Source organism: Pseudomonas lopnurensis, assembly GCF_015070855.1.
Lineage (GTDB): Bacteria > Pseudomonadota > Gammaproteobacteria > Pseudomonadales > Pseudomonadaceae > Stutzerimonas > Stutzerimonas lopnurensis.
Map to the genome: position 1 here is coordinate 70,572 of NZ_JADDIX010000077.1, position 16,199 is coordinate 86,770.

Consider the following 16,199-nt stretch of genomic DNA (forward strand, 5'->3'; position numbering starts at 1 on the left):
TGTCAGCGGTCGAAGGGGATATCAGCGCGCGTCGCCCAGCGGATGCGCGGCGAAATAGTCCAGCGCGGCGAGCACGCCGCTGCCCTCGAGCTTCACCCCGGACAACTTGAGGCCGGCCTCGCAGCCGCCGAGGGTGGCGATCAGCGTCAGGTCGTTGCAGTCACCCAGGTGGCCGATACGGAACATCTTGCCCTTGGCCTTGCCCAGCCCGGTGCCCAGCGACAGGTCGAAGCGCTGGTAGATCAGGCTGCGCACGCTGTCGGCGTCGATCCCGTCGGGCATCACCACGCCGGTCAGCACCGGCGAGTAGACACTCGGGTCCTGGCACTGCACTTGCAAGCCCCAGCACTCGACTGCGGTGCGCACGCCGGCCGCCCAGCGCTGGTGACGGGCGAACACCTGCTCCAGACCTTCCTCGAGGAGCATGTCCAGCGCTTCGTTGAGGCCGTACAGCAAGTTGGTGTTGGGGGTGTAGGGCCAGTAGCCGCTCTCGTTCAGGCCCAGGATCTCGTCCCAGGCCCAGAAGCTCCTGGGCAGCTGCGCGCGACGGCTGGCCTCGATGGCCTTGTCGGAAACGGCGTTGAAACTGATGCCCGGCGGCAGCATCAGGCCCTTCTGCGAGCCGGAAATGGTCACGTCGACGCCCCAGCCATCGTGCTGGTAGTCGGCACAGGCCAGACCCGAGATGGTATCGACCAGCAGCAGCGCCGGGTGCCGCGCCTCGTCGATCGCCCGGCGCACGGCGGCGATGTCGCTGGTCACGCCGGTGGAGGTTTCGTTGTGCACGACGCAGACCGCCTTGATGCTATGGTCGCTGTCCTCCTTCAGGCGCCGTTCGATCATGTCGGCCTGCACCCCGTTGCGCCAACCGTCGTACCCCGGCAAGCCGAGAAACTCCGGTTCGAGCCCCAGGCGGCGCGCCATCTTCTCCCACAACGTGGCGAAGTGGCCGGTCTCGAACATCAGCACCCGATCGCCCGCCGACAACGTATTGACCAGCGCCGCCTCCCAGGCGCCGGTGCCCGACGCGGGGTAGATGACCACCGGCTGCTCGGTCTTGAACACCTCGCGAATCTTGCGTAGCACTTCCAGCCCCAGCGCGCCGAACTCGGGGCCGCGGTGGTCGATGGTCGGCAGGCTCATGGCCCGCAGGATGCGATCCGGCACCGGAGACGGCCCCGGGATTTGCAGGAAATGGCGGCCGGAGGGGTGGAAATCGAGCTTCAACATGGCGGTTCTCCCGATTGTTCTTGATTTTGTATTTTGCGTTTTGAATTCAAAAGCATATAAAAAACGAAGCGGCCCCTCAGCGGATGCAGCCCTCGTTGCGCAAACCGAGAATTTCCTCGTCACTCATGCCGATGCCCTGCAGCACCTCGTCGGTGTGCTCGGCGAACAGGGGTGCCGGACGGCGGATCTGCAACGGCGTGCGGGAGAATTTGGAGGGAAAGCCGATGGTTTTCATGCTGCCGACCACCGGGTGCTCGACCTCCTGGACCATCCCACGGGCCAGGTAGTGTTCGTCCTGCATGGCCTGGGCGAAGTCATTGATCGGTCCCGCCGGCACGCCGGCCGCATCGCAGCGTTCGAGCCAGTGCTGGATCGGTTGCCGGGACAGGATGTCTTCGAGAATGTCTTCGAGCGCCTCGACATGGCGCGCACGGTCGCTGTTGGTGACGAAACGCTCGTCGGCCAGCAGATCCTCACGCCCGATCACGTCGCGGCACAGACGTTCCCAGGTGCGCTGGTTGGCGCAGCCGAGCATCAGGTAGCCATCCTCGGCCCGGATCGCCTGATAAGGCGCCGAGACACGGTGGCGCGAACCGGTGGGCTGCGGCACCTTGCCCTCGGCGAAATAGGCCGCCGCTTCCCAGCTGAACCAGGGCAAGCCGCATTCGGTGATGGCGATGTCGATGTGCTGCCCTTCGCCGGTGTTCTGCTTGTGGATATAGGCGGCGAGAATGGAATAGATCGCGGTGATGCCGCCACCGATGTCGTAGACCGCGACACCGGTTTTCATCGGGCGCCGCCCCGGCTCGCCGGTCATCGACATCAGCCCGCTCATGCCCTGGGCGACCAGGTCGAAGCCGCCCCTGTTGCTGTAAGGGCCGGTCTGGCCGTAGCCGGAGATCGAGCAATAGATGATGCCGGGATTGATCCGGCTGATCGTTTCGTAGTCGATCTCCAGCGACTGGGTGACACCCGGTCGATAGTTCTCGACGATCACGTCGGCTTCGCTGGCCAAGCGATAGAAAATGTCCCTGGCGCGGCTGTCCTTGAGGTTCAGCGAAATGCTCTTCTTGTTCCGGTTGATCTGCAGGAAGCAGCTGGACTCGCCATTGACGTAAGGCCCCATCTGCCGGCTGTCATCGCCGCCGTTGGCCTTTTCCACCTTGATGACCTCGGCGCCCATGTCGCCCAGCACCATGGTGCAGTACGGCCCGGCCATGATTTGCGATATATCGAGGATTTTCATGTTCTGCAGTGCAAGCATGGTGTTCTCCAAGGCTGTGAGCGCCGATGTCATTCACCGGACCACTCGAAGGACGTTTTGCTGACGAACCGGCCGACGGCGGCCTTGAAGTCCCGGCTGCCATAACAGGCCCGTACCCAGTCGTCGCCGGCATCCGCCGCGGTGCGCCGGTGCGCGAGCACCCGGTTGATCAGCTCCTTGGAGGCCTGCACGGTGAGCGGCGCCCGGCCGGCGAATGCCTGCGCCTTGCGGGCTACCTCCTGATAGATGACCTCCGGCTCGAGTACCGCACTGACGAGCCCCATCGTTGCCGCCGCGGGCGCCTCGATCAGCGTGGCCGCCATGAGGATTTCCTTCGTCCGTGCGACCCCCACGAGGTCCATGAGACGCGAGACATTGGTCGCCGACAGGCAATTGCCGAGCGTCTGTGCGATCGGCACGCCGAACTTCAGCGACGGCGTGCAGTAGCGGAAATCACAGGCCAGCGCGATGGCCGCCCCGCCACCGACACAGAAGCCTTCCAGCAAGGCGATGGTCGGTTTGCGCAGGTTTTCCAGCCCGGCGATGGCGCTGTCGATCCGGCGCTCGTAGGCCACCCCCGCCTCGCCGTCGAAATCGGCGAACTGCTTGATATCCGTACCGGCGACGAACGCCTGGCCACCGCATCCGTGAAACACCACGGCGGTGATGCCGCGGTCGGCCTCGACTTCCTGGCACAACCGGGCCAACGTGTCGTACATGTTCCAGGTCATCGCGTTGCGGCTCTCCGGGCGGTTGAAGCCGATCCAGGCCACGCCTTGTTCGACACGACAATCGACCTGCCCCTTGGATGTATCGCTCATCGTTCTTTCTCCGTTGAGTGGCCCTTAGCCGTAGATCAGGTTTACCAGTGCCATGGCAAAGGCGGGAATGTAGGTGTTGATCATCAGGATCAGCACGAGCACCCCGAGGAACCAGAGATTGGTACGGGTCGTGGCCCAGATGTCCGCCTTGGCGATGGAGCAGGAGGCGATCAGCACACTGGCCACCGGCGGCGTCTGCTGGCCGATGGCCAGGTTCAGCGTGACGATGAGGCCGAAGTGGATCGGGTCGATGCCGACGGCGAGTACCAGCGGCAGCACGATCGGCACGACCAGGATGATGGCCGCAGCCGAGTGCAGGAACATGCCGAGGATGAGGAAGATGATGTTGAGCAGCGCCAGGATGACGTACTTGTTGTTCGTCATCTCGCCGATCGTACCGGCCAGTTGTTGTGGCAACTGCGTTTCGGTCAGGTACAGCCCGACCACGGCCGAGCTCGCCACCAGCAACATCACCACCGCCGTCTGCACCCCAGCGTCGAGACAGGCCTTGTAGAAGGTGGCAAGGGTGAACTCCCGGTACACCACGGCGCTGATGAATATCGCCACCACCACCGCCAGCGCAGCGCCTTCGGTGGCCGTCACGACCCCGCCGAAAATGCCACCAAGAATGATGACCGGGATCGACAGCGCCCAGATCGCGCCTTTGAAGGTCTCCCACAGCCGTTTGCTCTGGAAGGCGCCCTCCGAAGGGAAGTTGTGCTTGCGTGCCAGGTAATAGCACATACAGGCCAGACCAAAGGCGCCGAGCAGGCCCGGGAATATGCCGGCAACGAACATCTTGACCACCGACTCACCGGACATCACCGCATAGAGGATCATGGGAATCGAAGGCGGCAAGATGATCGCCAGGCTCGCCGCCGAGGACGACAACGCGGCGGAAAACTCCTTCGAGTAGCCCTTGTTCTTCATCGCCGGGATCATGATGCTGCCGATGGCCGAGACTCCGGCCACGGCGGAGCCGGAAATCTCCGCGAAGAAGATCGAGGCGCCGATGGTGACCATCGACAGCCCGCCCTTGATGAACCCCAGCAGCGCCGAGGCCAGGTCGATCAGGCGCCGCGAGATGCTCGAGGCGTTCATGATCGCGCCGGCGAGAATGAACAGCGGAATGGCGATCAGGGGGAAGCTGGTGGTGCCGTCGTACATGACCATCCCGATATTGGGAAGCGCCAGTGCGCCGTAACTCATGAAGATCGCCACCGCACCGACGACACCCAGCGCGATGGCTACCGGGACGTTGATGAGTATCAGGAATATCAAGCCAAGGAACATGTAGAGGATGGTCATTTCTTGTTCTCCCCGAGCGCCCGCCACGGACGCTCGTTATGCGTTTCGGCCATTCACGCCTTGGCGAGCTTGATGCCGGCTTCTTCGAGTTCGTGATCGATGAATCCGCTGCCCTTGGCGCTCTCGATCACCTCCGGCAAGCGCAGCAGCTCGGCGATGATGAACAGCGCCGAACCGATCGGCAGCACGGACTGGGTCAGTTGCAGCGACACGCTGGTCAGGCTGACCAGCGTCGAGCCTTCGAGGATCAGCACCACCTGCATGCCGGTCCAGGCCAGCAGCACGAAGAAACCGATGGTGATCGCTTCGGCGACCAGCGCAACGGCCAGGCGCAACGTCGGCGGGAAGTAATTGATCAGGCTCGGGCAGCCGATATGCGCCCCTTTCGCGGCCGCCAGCGCCGCGCCGTAGTAGGTCAGCCAGGCGAGCCCCACCGAGGCCACTTCGTCGTACCAGCTGAACGGCGAACCGGCCAGCCGCGAGACGAAGCCGATGGTGATCACCAGGGCCAGCGCCACGACGTTGAGGACCACGATGATTTCGAGAAACTTGGAAAAACCCTTTCTGAAAGCGGCGACGGAATTCATCAGCTCTCTCCGATCTATCTGAGGCATCGCCGCACCGGGCCGGGTGCGGTCATGCGGAGGCAGGTGGGTTACATCTGGCGGAGCTGTTGCACCTTGTCGAGCATCGCCTGGCCGCCCTCGACTTCCTTGGCGAACTTGGCGTAGATCGCGGCGGAGCCGTCGATGAAGGCCTGCTGGTCGACTTCGTTCACTTCCATGCCGGCCTCTTCCATCTTGGTCACCAGGCTTTCGTCGAGCGCCTGGCCCTGCTCCAGGGCATAGGCCTCGACCTGTTCGGCGGCCTCGGTCAGCGCCTGCCTCACGTCCTCGGGGTAGCGTTTCCAGCTCGCGCCGGTGAGCACGAAGGCGGGGGTGTAGACGTGGTTGGACATGGAGAGGTATTTCTGGACCTCGTGGAAGCGCTGCGAATAGCTCTGCACCAGGGGATTTTCCTGGCCGTCCATCGCGCCGGTCTGCAGCGCCACGAAGGCTTCGGAGAGCGCCATCGGCGCCGGGTTGGCACCGTAGCTCTTGAACATCTCGACGCGCCAGATACCGTTCGGCGTCCGCAGCTTCAGGCCTTTCAGATCACCCGGCACGACGATCGGGCGGGCGTTGTTGGTGATCTGCCGGACGCCGTTCTCCCAGACCCCGATGATCTTGTAGCCCTTGCCTTCCGCGGCCTTGTACAGCACGTCGCGAACCAGTCCGTCGCGCACACGCTTCATGTGTTCGCGGTCGCTGATCAGGTAGGGCATTTCGAATAGCGAGAATTCCGGCGCCACGCTGCTCATCACGGTCGAGGGAAGCGCCAGGTCGAGCGAGCCGAGCTTGAGTTTGTTGAGCATCTGCGAGTCGTCACCGAGCTGGCTGGAGCCGTAGACCACGACCTTGGCCGTGCCTTCGAGCTTCTCGTTGGCGATGCGCGCGAACTCGTTGGCCGATATTTCGAACAGCGACCCGGGGCCACCGACGTGGCCGAACTTGATCTGGATTTCCGCCGCCTGGACAAGCGACGCAGTGAGACCCAACAACGACCCGATCAACGCTGATTTGAAGATTTTCATGCTGCCTCCACTCTTGTTCTTATTGAGGTGGTACCGCAATTACCCGTGGCTCAGGCCGGCCCTGACGATTCGATCCGAACGTAGGCACCACTGACGGATAGGCAACCCGCCAGCCAGCAGATGCGTTGGGTATCGTTCAATCAAAGTCGGCCACCAAGAAATGAATTCATTATTCACTTCCCGAAACAGACAGTAGTTCAGCTTTTTTCCAAGCGCCAACCTCGGAGAAAAATTTTCGGCGCCTCCAGGACCAACGGTCTTCGCCATGCCCTTACCAGAACGTGATGGAGCGCAGGCGAGACCTCAGCGCACGCGCAGGCAAACGATGAGCGCAGGTATGGGGCGAGGGGGGGCGTCGCGCCGCCGGATTGCCGTTCCGCTCGGCGAGCGCATCGGAGCGCTGGGCCTGCATGGCGGCGAAGACGTACCAAAGCCCGGGCACACAGCGTCATGCCGGCCCGTTAAGCGTTTGGTTCCCGTGAAATTGAAATGTCGGGCTCGTAGGCGGCAGCTTGCTGGCGATGCCGTGGAACCGCCGATCGCCAGCAAGCGGCTCCTACCCAAAGCGCCCCTACCATAACCACAGAGGGGCACAGAGCCTTAGCTGATCGGCATCAGTACACCGCGGCCTTTTGACCAAGCGGGCTGCAGCGCGGCCAACAACGAGATGCCGGCGGCGCATGCTCGCGAATGCACAGCACTGCGCGCGCTCCGGCAACTGCCGGGCGCTCAGGCCGGAACGATTCCCGCCTTGAAGCCAGCCGCCTCGATACCGGTCACAGCCACGTGCTCGTCTTCCTCCGACGACGCACCGCTGACGCCCACGGAGCCGATCACCTCGTCCTGCTCGTCGAGGATCAGCACGCCGCCGGGCACGGGAATGAAATTGCCGCCCGAAGCTGCGGCGACCGCGGCGAGGAATGCCGGGCGAAGTTCATTGCGCTCACCCACCGTTCGGCTGGAGATGCCATTGCCCAGCGCGGCGAACGCCTTGCCCCGGGCTACCGGCAGGCGCAACGGGGCGCAGCCGTCCTCGCGCTCGGCGGCAATGAGGTTGCCCCCACCGTCCATGATGAATGCGGTCAAGGGCTCCATGTCCTTGGCTCTCGCCTCGGCGAATGCCGCATCGAGCATGCGCCGCGCCTGGGCACGGGAGATGACGACGCTTGAACGGTAAACTTTTCCGGCCATGTTCAGATCCCCTCGGGTCATGTCGTAACGTGCAGTCGCCCCGTCTGCCACTGTTCACCGCGACCGGCGAGGCCAGCCGGCGCCTGCATCGGCAGGTACGACTGAAAGATAGGTTTTCGCTGTCTGCACTTTGAGCTATTTTGAATTCTTAATACAAAAGCTAGCACAGCTTTTCCGACATGCTTGCCCAAGCCATCCATCAGGTGCCGATATGACGCTACCCGTCCCGGACAACAGTGTGGACAAGATCCAACACAAGATTCTCTATCTGGAAGCTGCCGATCGCATCCGTGAATTGATCGAGCACGGGGGGCTTGTGGCCGGCGAAAAGATCTCCGAAAAGCAGCTCTGCGAGAAATTCGGCATCTCCAGAACGCCGCTACGCGAGGCGCTGAAGGTGCTGACGTCCGAAGGGCTGGTAGAGATCATGCCGAACCGCGGGGCACGCGTGAGCCTGCTGACCCTGAGCGACGTCGAGCACACCTACGATGTCATGGGCGCGCTGGAAGGGCTTGCCGGCGAGACGGCGTGCCGCCATGTGGACGACGACGAACTGGCGCGCATCTGCGCGCTTCACCAGCAGATGGTCGGGCATTACCAGCGCAAGGAGCTACAGGCCTACTTTCATGCCAACCAGCAGATCCACGAGCGCATCCTCCAGGCGTCACGCAATCCCATCCTGCTCGAGATGTACAACAACCTCAGCCAGCGGATCAAAAGAATTCGCTACTCGATGGAAATGAACGAGGCGTTCTGGCGCAAGGCGATGAACGAGCACGAGGAAATGATCGAAGCGCTACGCGACCGGGACGGGAAACGCCTGGGAGACATTCTCAGGGGGCATCTGAGCCGCAAGCTCGAAGCGGTCAATCTCGCGGGCGTGATCAGCCACGATTGACGAGCGCTGCGGGAACGCGGCGAACAACGAAAAAGCCGCCAGAGCACACGCTGACGGCTTCCGCTTGCAGCTTGTCGTTTGCCGCTTATAGCCGCCTTACAGCGGTTTGCCGCGGTTGCCGTGAGCACTGACGAAGGCCTGGACCGCCGGCAAGTCGTTGGCCAGTACCGTGCAACGCTCCGGACGCTCGAAGAGATCCGCCAGATGTGCCGGTAGTTCCAGGGCCTTGCCGATGCCGGCCTTTTCCACCGCATCGGGGAATTTCACCGGATGCGCGGTTCCCAGGGTGACCATGGGAATGCTCAGGCTGCGGCGGCACTCGCGGGCGGCATGTACGCCGATGGCGGTGTGCGGATCGAGCACCTCGCCGGTTTCCTCGAACACCTGGGCGATGGTCGCGCAGGTCTGCTCGTCGTCCACGGCCAGCGAGTCGAACAACTTGCGCGCCTCGGTCCAGCGATCCTCGTCCACCGACAGCTTGCCGCTGGCCCGGAAGGCATCCAGCAGCTCGGCCACCGCCTTGCCGTTGCGGCCGTGCAGGTCGAACAGCAGGCGCTCGAAGTTGGACGAGACCATGATGTCCATCGATGGCGACAGGGACGGGTGCAGCGTGTCCTTGTCGTAGCGGTTGCCGGACATGAAGCGGTGCAGGATGTCGTTGCGGTTGGTGGCGACGATCAGCTGGTTGATCGGCAGGCCCATGTTGCGCGCCAGGTAGCCGGCGAAGATGTCGCCGAAGTTGCCGGTCGGCACCGAGAAAGCCACCGAACGGGCCGGCCCGCCGAGCTGCAGCGCGGCGTGGAAGTAGTAGACGATCTGGGCCATGATCCGCGCCCAGTTGATCGAGTTGACCGCCACCAGCCGGGTACCCTTGAGGAAGCCCTGGTCGGCGAAACTGGCCTTGACCATCTCCTGGCAGTCATCGAAGTTGCCTTCGATGGCGATGTTGTGGATGTTCTCGCCGAGAATGGTGGTCATCTGCCGACGCTGCACCTCGGACACGCGGTTGTGCGGGTGCATGATGAAGATGTCGACGTTGTCGCAGGCCTTGCAGCCTTCGATCGCCGCCGAACCGGTGTCGCCGGACGTGGCGCCCATGATCACCACACGCTCGCCGCGCTTGGCCAGCACATGGTCGAGCAGGCGGCCGAGCAACTGCAGGGCGAAATCCTTGAACGCCAGGGTCGGGCCATGGAACAGCTCGAGCACCCATTCGTTGCCGTTCAGCTGACGCAGCGGCGCAACGGCGCTGTGGGCGAAGACGCCATAGGTGTCCTCGAGAATCCGCTTGAAATCGGCGTCGGGAATACTCCCGGCAACGAACGGACGCATGACCCGGAAAGCCAGCTCGTGATACGGCAGGCCGGCCCAGGAGGCGATCTCCTCGACCGTGAAGCGCGGCAGGTTCTCCGGCACGTACAGGCCGCCATCGGTGGCCAGGCCGGCCAGCAGGACATCTTCGAAATTCAGGGCCGGTGCCTGGCCGCGGGTGCTGATGTAGCGCATATGAAACCTTCGGTTTTTGAGCTTCGAGCCTCAAGCCTCAAGCTGCAAGCAGCTCGGCGCGGCTTGTAGCTTGCAGCTTGAGGCTTGCGGCTGTCAGTTCAATTGTTCGACACGAATCCGCACGACCTTGTCCACCACGTCGTCGAGCGCTTCCAGCGCGGCGATGGCGTCGTCGATGCGTTGCTCGATCACCCGGTGCGTGACCAGGATGACCGGAACCAGGCCGTCCTGGACCTCGGCCTCCTTCTGCATGATCGACTCGATATTGATGCCGCGCTCGGAGAGGATGGTCGCCACCTGCGCCAGCACGCCCGGATGATCCTTGGCCTGGATGCGCAGGTAATAGGCACTCTCGCAGGCAGCGATCGGCAGAATCGGGTGGTCGGACAGCGAGTCGGGCTGGAATGCCAGGTGCGGCACCCGGTTGTTCGGATCGGTGGTCAGCGCCCGCGCGACATCGACCAGGTCGGCCACCACGGCCGAAGCGGTCGGCTCCATGCCGGCGCCGGCGCCGTAGTACAGCGTGCTGCCGACGGCGTCGCCATTGACCATCACCGCGTTCATCACGCCATTGACGTTGGCGATCAGACGATCGGCGGGGATCAGCGTGGGATGCACGCGCAGCTCGATCCCGGCATCGGTGCGGCGGGCCACGCCCAGGTGCTTGATGCGATAGCCCAGCGCCTCGGCATAGTTGACGTCGGCGGTGGTCAGGCGGGTGATGCCCTCGGTGTAGGCCTTGTCGAACTGCAGCGGGATGCCGAAGGCGATGGACGCCAGGATCGTCAGCTTGTGCGCCGCATCGATGCCTTCGACGTCGAAGGTCGGGTCGGCCTCGGCATAGCCGAGCGCCTGCGCCTCCTTGAGGACGTCCTCGAAAGCACGACCCTTCTCGCGCATCTCGGTGAGGATGAAGTTGCCGGTGCCGTTGATGATCCCGGCCAGCCAGTTGATCCGGTTGCCCGCCAGGCCCTCGCGAATCGCCTTGATCACCGGGATGCCGCCGGCGACGGAGGCTTCGAAGGCGACGATGACGCCCTTCTCGCGCGCCTTGGCGAAGATCTCGTTGCCGTGCACGGCGATCAGCGCCTTATTGGCGGTGACCACGTGCTTGCCGTTCTCGATCGCCTTGAGCACCAGCTCCCGGGCCAGCGTGTAGCCGCCGATCAGCTCGACGACAATATCGATGTCGGGGTTGTCGACGACGTCGAAGATGTCCGCGGTGATGGGCGTGGCGCCGGTCGCGCACTTGGGATTCGGCTGACGGGTGGCAATCTGCGCAACCTCGATGCCGCGCCCGGCACGGCGGGCAATCTCCTCGGCGTTGCGTTCGAGCACATTGAAGGTACCGCCACCGACGGTTCCCAGCCCACAGATGCCCACTTTCACCGGTTTCAAGCTGAACTCCCCCTTCACAGCGAAACGGCCGGACCTGCCGGCCGACAAAAGAGTCGCACATTACGAAGGGCGCGGGCTTTAGTCAATCGACCCGGAGCGTGCGGCTACCGCGAGAGGCCCAGCCTTTGGTGCCATTGGGCGAGCGACTCGTCGGGATACTCGGCGAAGCAACGATCATGCGGAGCGATTTGCGGCTCCACCCACCCCGCCTTGGAGCCAAGCATCAGATGGGTGTGCTCCGGCGGCACCGGCAATTCGCTGTCGATCGCCGACGCATGCGGGTGCACCAGTTCGGGCCAGGTCGGGTCCCACAGCCACAAGGCGCTGCCACACTCCCGGCAGAAATGCCGCCGTCCCTCGCTGACCCTGACTTCGCCGGTTTGCGGATCGGCGAGCCGCGCCTGGTAGACGCCGATGTGTTCGCGCCCTTCGACCAGCAGGGTGCGGTAGTCGCCGCCCAGGTTGATGGCATAGCCGCCGCCCGCCGTCTTGCGACAGATCGAGCAGTAGCAGCGCATGAAGGGATAGGGCTCGGCGGACTCAAGACTGAACCGCACGGCCTGGCAGTGACAGGAACCTTCGAGTTTCATCGCGACTCACCTCGTTCAGACCCACAGGGTTTGAACACGGCGAGTCGCCCAGTTCCACCGGCCAGCGATCGGCCTGGCGCCATCGGACCGACGGCACCGGAGCGATCACTCGGCCCTGAGCGCCACCTCGGCCAGCTGCGCGGCCGGTTGATAGCCAGGGATCATCTGTCCATTGGCGAGAATGATGGCCGGCGTGCCCTGCACCCCGATCATCTGCCCCAGTTCATACTGCTTGGCGATCGGGGTATCGCAGCTGGCCGCGGCGAGTTCCTCGCGGGCCTTCGCCTTGTTCATCGCATCCTGGCGATCCTTGGCGCACCACACGCTGGCCAGGGTGTTGGCGCCATGGCTGCCCATGCCCTGGCGCGGGAAGGCGACATAGCGCACCTCCACGCCGAGACGGTTCAGCTGCGGCACCTCGCTGTGCAGCTTCTGGCAGTAGCCACAATCGGTGTCGGTGAAGACGGTGATGTGGGTCTTCGGATCCTTCGGTGCGAAGACCACCATCTCGCTCGCCGGAATCGCATTGATCTGCTTGGCGACCGACTTGCTCTGCGCCTGCTCGGTCAGGTTGACGGCCTGGCCGTTCTGGAACTGGTACAGATAGCCCTGGATCACGAACTGGCCATCGGCGCTGGCGTACAGCTGGCGCCCACCCTGGAGCTGGACCTGGTAGACACCCGGCATCGGGCTTTCGGCGACGGCCTCGATGGGCATGTCCGGCTGGATCTTCTGCAGCGACTGGCGAATCGCCTGATCGGGATCGGCAGCCATGGCAACAGCGCTGGCCAGACCGACGGCGGCGGCAGCGAACAAACGAATCACGCCCATGGGAACTCCTGGCAGCGACGATCGGGGAAAGGTGCACAGCCTACCATAGCCATGCCGCCGCAAACTGCCGGCTGCTTCTCCGACAGGCGCCACGGAACGATCCGCCGGGGCGCCTCACGTCCCAGGCCATGCCGCGCCATTCCGCCCATGGGCTTCACTGCGCTCGACCTCGGCAGCCCCACCCGACCTTGTATCGGGGATGTCATGGACCGTTGGGTCGGGGCGCGTAGCCTGAGGCGCGCAGCGCCGAAGCCCAACTCACACCGAGCCATGCCCGTCAGGCTTCGCAAAGCTCAACCCAGACAGCCCCGGTGCCGGCTCACATTCGTGCGATCCAACCCACGGGACGCCTAGCCGCGCGGATGATGCGCCGCATGCAGTTCCTGCAGGCGCGCCCGGGCAATATGGGTGTAGATCTGGGTGGTCGACAGGTCGCTGTGGCCGAGCAGCATCTGTACCGTGCGCAAATCGGCGCCATGGTTGAGCAGGTGCGTGGCGAAGGCATGGCGCAGGGTATGCGGGGAAATCGACGCGGCAACGCCCGCGACCTTCGCATGCAGCTTGATCCGGTGCCAGAAGGTCTGGCGCGTCATCTGCTCACCGCGCAGGCTGGGAAACAGCACGTCGCTGGCCTTGCCGGCCAGCAGCAGCTCGCGCCCATCGCGCTGATAACGCTCCAGCCAATACAGGGCTTCGTCGCCCAGCGGCACCAGGCGCTCCTTGTTGCCCTTGCCGAAGGTCCGCAACACCCCCTGGCGCAAGCTGACCTGTTCCAGCGTCAGGCTGATCAGCTCGGTCACGCGCAAGCCGCAGGCATACAGCACCTCGAGCATCGCCCGGTCGCGCAGGCCGAGCGGATCGCCGAGATCCGGCGCGGCCAGCAGCGCTTCCACATCCGCCTCGGACAACGCCTTCGGCAGTGGACGACCGAGCCGCGGCAGGTCGACCCGCAACGTCGGGTCGAGCGTGATCTCGCCTTCACGCAGGAGGTAGCGATAGAAACCCCGCAGCCCCGATAGAAAGCGCGCCGTGGAACGCGCCTGGTAACCGTTGTTCAGGCGCCATGCCAGGTGATCGAGAATGATTTCGCGTCCGGCGGCGGCCAGGCGCACGCCGCGCTCGTCGAGCCAGCCATTGAACAGCGCCAGGTCGCTTCGATAGGCCTCGCGGGTATTGTCCGCCAGGCCCTTCTCCAGCCAGAGGGCATCGAGAAAGCGGTCGATGGCAGGATCGTCGAGTGCGGGCATGGCAGCTTCCATCAGGAACGGGCGCGACAGTGTTCCATAGCGGACCTGCGTACGACCACCACCGACCCAATCGCGGCGGAGGCTCGGTCACCCGCAACAACATCGCTGGAGCGTGAGGCGGACTCGCGAAACGAGCCACGCCAAAACGAAAAAAGCAGCCCGAAGGCTGCTTTTTCTGTCCCGAGGAAGGCGGTCCTCAGACCAGCTTTTCCTTGATGCGGGCGGCCTTGCCGGACAGCGCGCGGAGGTAGTACAGCTTGGCCTTGCGCACGTCACCGCGACGCTTGACGCTGATGCTGTCGACCATCGGGCTGTAGCTCTGGAACGTACGCTCCACGCCCACGCCGTTGGAGATCTTGCGCACGGTGAACGCGCTGTTCAGGCCGCGGTTGCGCTTGCCGATCACCACGCCTTCGAAGGCCTGCAGACGCTGACGCTCGCCTTCCTTCACCTTCACCTGAACGATCACGGTGTCGCCCGGGGCGAACGGCGGGATTTCCTTGTTCATCTGCTCGGCTTCGAGCTGCTGAATGATCTTGTTGGTCATGCTGTGCTCCTAAGGTCAACCCAGCGGGTTGCCATCGATACGTTAACTATCGTCCCGCTGACGGATGTATTCCGTCAGCAGCTTCTGTTCTTCTCCAGAAAGCGAGCGGCTATCCAGAAGATCGGCCCTGCGCTCCCAGGTCCTTCCGAGGGACTGCTGCAAGCGCCAGCGCCGGATGTGTTCATGGTTGCCGCTGAGCAGCACCTCAGGAACACATTTATCCGCATACACTTCCGGTCGCGTGTAGTGCGGGCAGTCGAGCAGGCCGTCGGTAAACGAATCCTCCTCGGCGGAATCAGCATGACCCAGGGCGCCCGGAAGCAGCCTGGTCACGGCATCGATCAGCACCATCGCCGGCAGCTCGCCGCCGGACAATACGTAGTCGCCGATCGACCATTCCTCATCCACGTGCGCCTCGATGAAGCGCTCGTCGATGCCTTCGTAGCGGCCAGCGATGAGGATCAGCGCCTCCTCCTTCGCCAGCTCGCGAACGCCAGCCTGCTTCAGCTGACGCCCTTGCGGCGACAGGTAGATCACCTTCGCCGTCTCGCCAGCGGCCTGCCTGGCATCGGCCAGCGCAAGCTCGAGCGGCTTGATCTTCATCACCATGCCGGGACCTCCACCGAACGGGCGGTCATCCACCGTCTGGTGACGGTCTTCGGTGTAGCTGCGCGGGTTCCAGCAGTTCAGCTGCAACAACCCCTGCTTCACGGCACGACTGGTAATCCCGAAGTCGCGGATCGCAGCGAACATATCCGGGAAGAGGCTGATGACTTCAACGCGCAAAGCGGCCATGCCGTTCAGAAATCCGCGTCCCAATCGACCTGCATCTCGCCCGCCGCCAGATCGATCTTCAATACGCATTGATCGGTGTACGGCAGCAGTCGCTCGCGATCATCCAGGCTTCCAGCACAAGGCTTGACCACCAGGACGTCGTTGGCTCCGGTTTCGAGCAGATGGTCGACCTGGCCGAGCAACTGCGCGGACTGGTTGATCACTTTCAAACCCTGGAGCTGATACCAGTAGTACTCACCGTCGACCAAGTCGGGCAACTCACTGCGCGGGACGCAGATCTCGAAGTCGGCGTAGGTACGCGCCACTTCGCGATCGCTCAAGCCCCTGAGCGTTGCCACCAGGATCTTGCCCTGGAGGCGCCCCTTGACCAACTCGACCTGCTTGACCTCGCCCCCTCGCCTCAGCGTCCAGCGGCGATAGTCCAGCAGATTGTCGATCGGATCGGTAAAGGAATAGACCTTCACGTCACCGCGCACGCCATGCACCGAAACGATCTTGCCGATGACGATCAGGTCATCGGCCGGAGCAGACGTTGCGTTCATGCGATTCAGGCAGCGGCCTTGGCAGCTTCCTTCAGCAGCTGAGCAACGCGCTCAGACGGCTGTGCGCCCTGGCTCAGCCAGTAGGCAGCGCGCTCCTGGTTCACAGAGAGCTTCACTTCCGCACCCGTGGCGATCGGGTTGAAGAAACCGATGCGCTCGACGAAGCGACCATCGCGCGCATTGCGGCTGTTGGTCACGGTCAGGTGGTAGAAGGGGCGCTTCTTGGAGCCGCCACGGGCGAGACGAATAGTTACCATGTGAACATCGTTCCTGTAGTCGGTGCTAACTTAAGGCACACACTTTAAAATGGGCCTGGGCCCGAAAGGCCGCGCATTTTACGAGTAAAAGAGGCAAGCTGCAAGCTGCAAGCTGCAAGCTGCAAGCTGCAAGCTGCAAGC

Annotated in this window: 17 protein-coding genes; 1 reads left to right on the plus strand and 16 read right to left on the minus strand. The window is 63.6% G+C overall.

Features of this window, described 5'->3' with window-relative positions; translation table 11 throughout:
* Nucleotides 1-21 precede the first annotated feature (21 nt).
* From IN820_RS15460 to IN820_RS15490, 7 genes are all read right to left on the minus strand, one after another.
* Nucleotides 22-1,230 carry a pyridoxal-phosphate-dependent aminotransferase family protein gene (locus IN820_RS15460; RefSeq protein WP_193681813.1) on the minus strand — a complete coding sequence of 403 codons (1,209 nt, stop codon included), beginning with the start codon at nt 1,228-1,230 and terminating at the stop codon, nt 22-24.
* A 76-nt stretch (nt 1,231-1,306) separates the two neighbouring features.
* Nucleotides 1,307-2,494, minus strand: a complete 1,188-nt coding sequence (locus IN820_RS15465; protein WP_193681814.1) for a CaiB/BaiF CoA transferase family protein — start codon at nt 2,492-2,494, stop codon at nt 1,307-1,309.
* Nucleotides 2,495-2,523: 29 nt separating this feature from the next.
* Nucleotides 2,524-3,315 carry an enoyl-CoA hydratase gene (locus tag IN820_RS15470; protein WP_193681815.1) on the minus strand — a complete coding sequence of 264 codons (792 nt, stop codon included), beginning with the start codon at nt 3,313-3,315 and terminating at the stop codon, nt 2,524-2,526.
* A gap of 24 nt (nt 3,316-3,339) precedes the next feature.
* Nucleotides 3,340-4,623 (minus strand): TRAP transporter large permease, encoded by a 1,284-nt coding sequence (locus tag IN820_RS15475; protein ID WP_193681816.1) that lies wholly within the window; start codon nt 4,621-4,623, stop codon nt 3,340-3,342.
* A gap of 53 nt (nt 4,624-4,676) precedes the next feature.
* Entirely contained in the window at nt 4,677-5,210 is a 534-nt protein-coding gene (locus tag IN820_RS15480) for a TRAP transporter small permease (RefSeq protein WP_193681817.1), read from the minus strand.
* 68 nt (nt 5,211-5,278) lie between these two features.
* A complete protein-coding gene (locus tag IN820_RS15485) occupies nt 5,279-6,256 on the minus strand; it encodes a TRAP transporter substrate-binding protein (RefSeq protein WP_193681818.1) in 978 nt (325 codons plus the stop codon).
* A 729-nt stretch (nt 6,257-6,985) separates the two neighbouring features.
* Entirely contained in the window at nt 6,986-7,447 is a 462-nt protein-coding gene (locus tag IN820_RS15490) for a GlcG/HbpS family heme-binding protein (protein ID WP_193681819.1), read from the minus strand.
* Between the two features lie 211 nt (nt 7,448-7,658).
* On the opposite strand from IN820_RS15490, the gene IN820_RS15495 reads away from it, so the two are divergent.
* Complete coding sequence (locus IN820_RS15495) at nt 7,659-8,345, plus strand: GntR family transcriptional regulator (RefSeq protein ID WP_193681820.1); 687 nt, start codon at nt 7,659-7,661, stop codon at nt 8,343-8,345.
* A gap of 96 nt (nt 8,346-8,441) precedes the next feature.
* Here IN820_RS15495 and thrC read toward each other — a convergent pair whose 3' ends face one another.
* From thrC to rpsP, 9 genes are all read right to left on the minus strand, one after another.
* Nucleotides 8,442-9,851: a threonine synthase gene (gene thrC / locus IN820_RS15500; protein ID WP_193681821.1), complete on the minus strand. Its 1,410-nt coding sequence runs from the start codon at nt 9,849-9,851 to the stop codon at nt 8,442-8,444.
* A gap of 93 nt (nt 9,852-9,944) precedes the next feature.
* On the minus strand, nt 9,945-11,249 hold the full coding sequence (locus IN820_RS15505; protein ID WP_193681822.1) for a homoserine dehydrogenase: 1,305 nt from the start codon (nt 11,247-11,249) through the stop codon (nt 9,945-9,947).
* A gap of 104 nt (nt 11,250-11,353) precedes the next feature.
* On the minus strand, nt 11,354-11,839 hold the full coding sequence (locus IN820_RS15510; protein ID WP_193681823.1) for a GFA family protein: 486 nt from the start codon (nt 11,837-11,839) through the stop codon (nt 11,354-11,356).
* Between the two features lie 105 nt (nt 11,840-11,944).
* Nucleotides 11,945-12,670 (minus strand): disulfide isomerase DsbC N-terminal domain-containing protein, encoded by a 726-nt coding sequence (locus IN820_RS15515; protein WP_193681824.1) that lies wholly within the window; start codon nt 12,668-12,670, stop codon nt 11,945-11,947.
* 350 nt (nt 12,671-13,020) lie between these two features.
* Complete coding sequence (gene xerD / locus IN820_RS15520) at nt 13,021-13,917, minus strand: site-specific tyrosine recombinase XerD (protein WP_193681825.1); 897 nt, start codon at nt 13,915-13,917, stop codon at nt 13,021-13,023.
* A 196-nt stretch (nt 13,918-14,113) separates the two neighbouring features.
* Nucleotides 14,114-14,464 (minus strand): 50S ribosomal protein L19, encoded by a 351-nt coding sequence (gene rplS / locus IN820_RS15525; protein ID WP_003303444.1) that lies wholly within the window; start codon nt 14,462-14,464, stop codon nt 14,114-14,116.
* A 42-nt stretch (nt 14,465-14,506) separates the two neighbouring features.
* Nucleotides 14,507-15,259, minus strand: a complete 753-nt coding sequence (gene trmD, locus IN820_RS15530; protein WP_193681826.1) for a tRNA (guanosine(37)-N1)-methyltransferase TrmD — start codon at nt 15,257-15,259, stop codon at nt 14,507-14,509.
* A gap of 5 nt (nt 15,260-15,264) precedes the next feature.
* Complete coding sequence (gene rimM / locus IN820_RS15535; protein ID WP_193681827.1) at nt 15,265-15,801, minus strand: ribosome maturation factor RimM; 537 nt, start codon at nt 15,799-15,801, stop codon at nt 15,265-15,267.
* A 5-nt stretch (nt 15,802-15,806) separates the two neighbouring features.
* Nucleotides 15,807-16,058: a 30S ribosomal protein S16 gene (rpsP, locus tag IN820_RS15540; protein WP_102895161.1), complete on the minus strand. Its 252-nt coding sequence runs from the start codon at nt 16,056-16,058 to the stop codon at nt 15,807-15,809.
* Nucleotides 16,059-16,199 lie beyond the last annotated feature (141 nt).

What these genes read in the sequence shown, in the direction of transcription:
- xerD (WP_193681825.1), bottom strand. Translation starts at nt 13,917, where the DNA reads ATGCCCGCACTCGACGATCCTGCCATCGACCGCTTTCTCGATGCCCTC.
- rpsP (WP_102895161.1), bottom strand. Translation starts at nt 16,058, where the DNA reads ATGGTAACTATTCGTCTCGCCCGTGGCGGCTCCAAGAAGCGCCCCTTC.
- IN820_RS15480 (WP_193681817.1), bottom strand. Translation starts at nt 5,210, where the DNA reads ATGAATTCCGTCGCCGCTTTCAGAAAGGGTTTTTCCAAGTTTCTCGAA.
- IN820_RS15475 (WP_193681816.1), bottom strand. Translation starts at nt 4,623, where the DNA reads ATGACCATCCTCTACATGTTCCTTGGCTTGATATTCCTGATACTCATC.
- IN820_RS15490 (WP_193681819.1), bottom strand. Translation starts at nt 7,447, where the DNA reads ATGGCCGGAAAAGTTTACCGTTCAAGCGTCGTCATCTCCCGTGCCCAG.
- rimM (WP_193681827.1), bottom strand. Translation starts at nt 15,801, where the DNA reads ATGAACGCAACGTCTGCTCCGGCCGATGACCTGATCGTCATCGGCAAG.
- IN820_RS15510 (WP_193681823.1), bottom strand. Translation starts at nt 11,839, where the DNA reads ATGAAACTCGAAGGTTCCTGTCACTGCCAGGCCGTGCGGTTCAGTCTT.
- IN820_RS15515 (WP_193681824.1), bottom strand. Translation starts at nt 12,670, where the DNA reads ATGGGCGTGATTCGTTTGTTCGCTGCCGCCGCCGTCGGTCTGGCCAGC.
- IN820_RS15460 (WP_193681813.1), bottom strand. Translation starts at nt 1,230, where the DNA reads ATGTTGAAGCTCGATTTCCACCCCTCCGGCCGCCATTTCCTGCAAATC.
- trmD (WP_193681826.1), bottom strand. Translation starts at nt 15,259, where the DNA reads ATGGCCGCTTTGCGCGTTGAAGTCATCAGCCTCTTCCCGGATATGTTC.
- rplS (WP_003303444.1), bottom strand. Translation starts at nt 14,464, where the DNA reads ATGACCAACAAGATCATTCAGCAGCTCGAAGCCGAGCAGATGAACAAG.
- IN820_RS15485 (WP_193681818.1), bottom strand. Translation starts at nt 6,256, where the DNA reads ATGAAAATCTTCAAATCAGCGTTGATCGGGTCGTTGTTGGGTCTCACT.
- IN820_RS15470 (WP_193681815.1), bottom strand. Translation starts at nt 3,315, where the DNA reads ATGAGCGATACATCCAAGGGGCAGGTCGATTGTCGTGTCGAACAAGGC.
- IN820_RS15465 (WP_193681814.1), bottom strand. Translation starts at nt 2,494, where the DNA reads ATGCTTGCACTGCAGAACATGAAAATCCTCGATATATCGCAAATCATG.
- thrC (WP_193681821.1), bottom strand. Translation starts at nt 9,851, where the DNA reads ATGCGCTACATCAGCACCCGCGGCCAGGCACCGGCCCTGAATTTCGAA.
- IN820_RS15495 (WP_193681820.1), top strand. Translation starts at nt 7,659, where the DNA reads ATGACGCTACCCGTCCCGGACAACAGTGTGGACAAGATCCAACACAAG.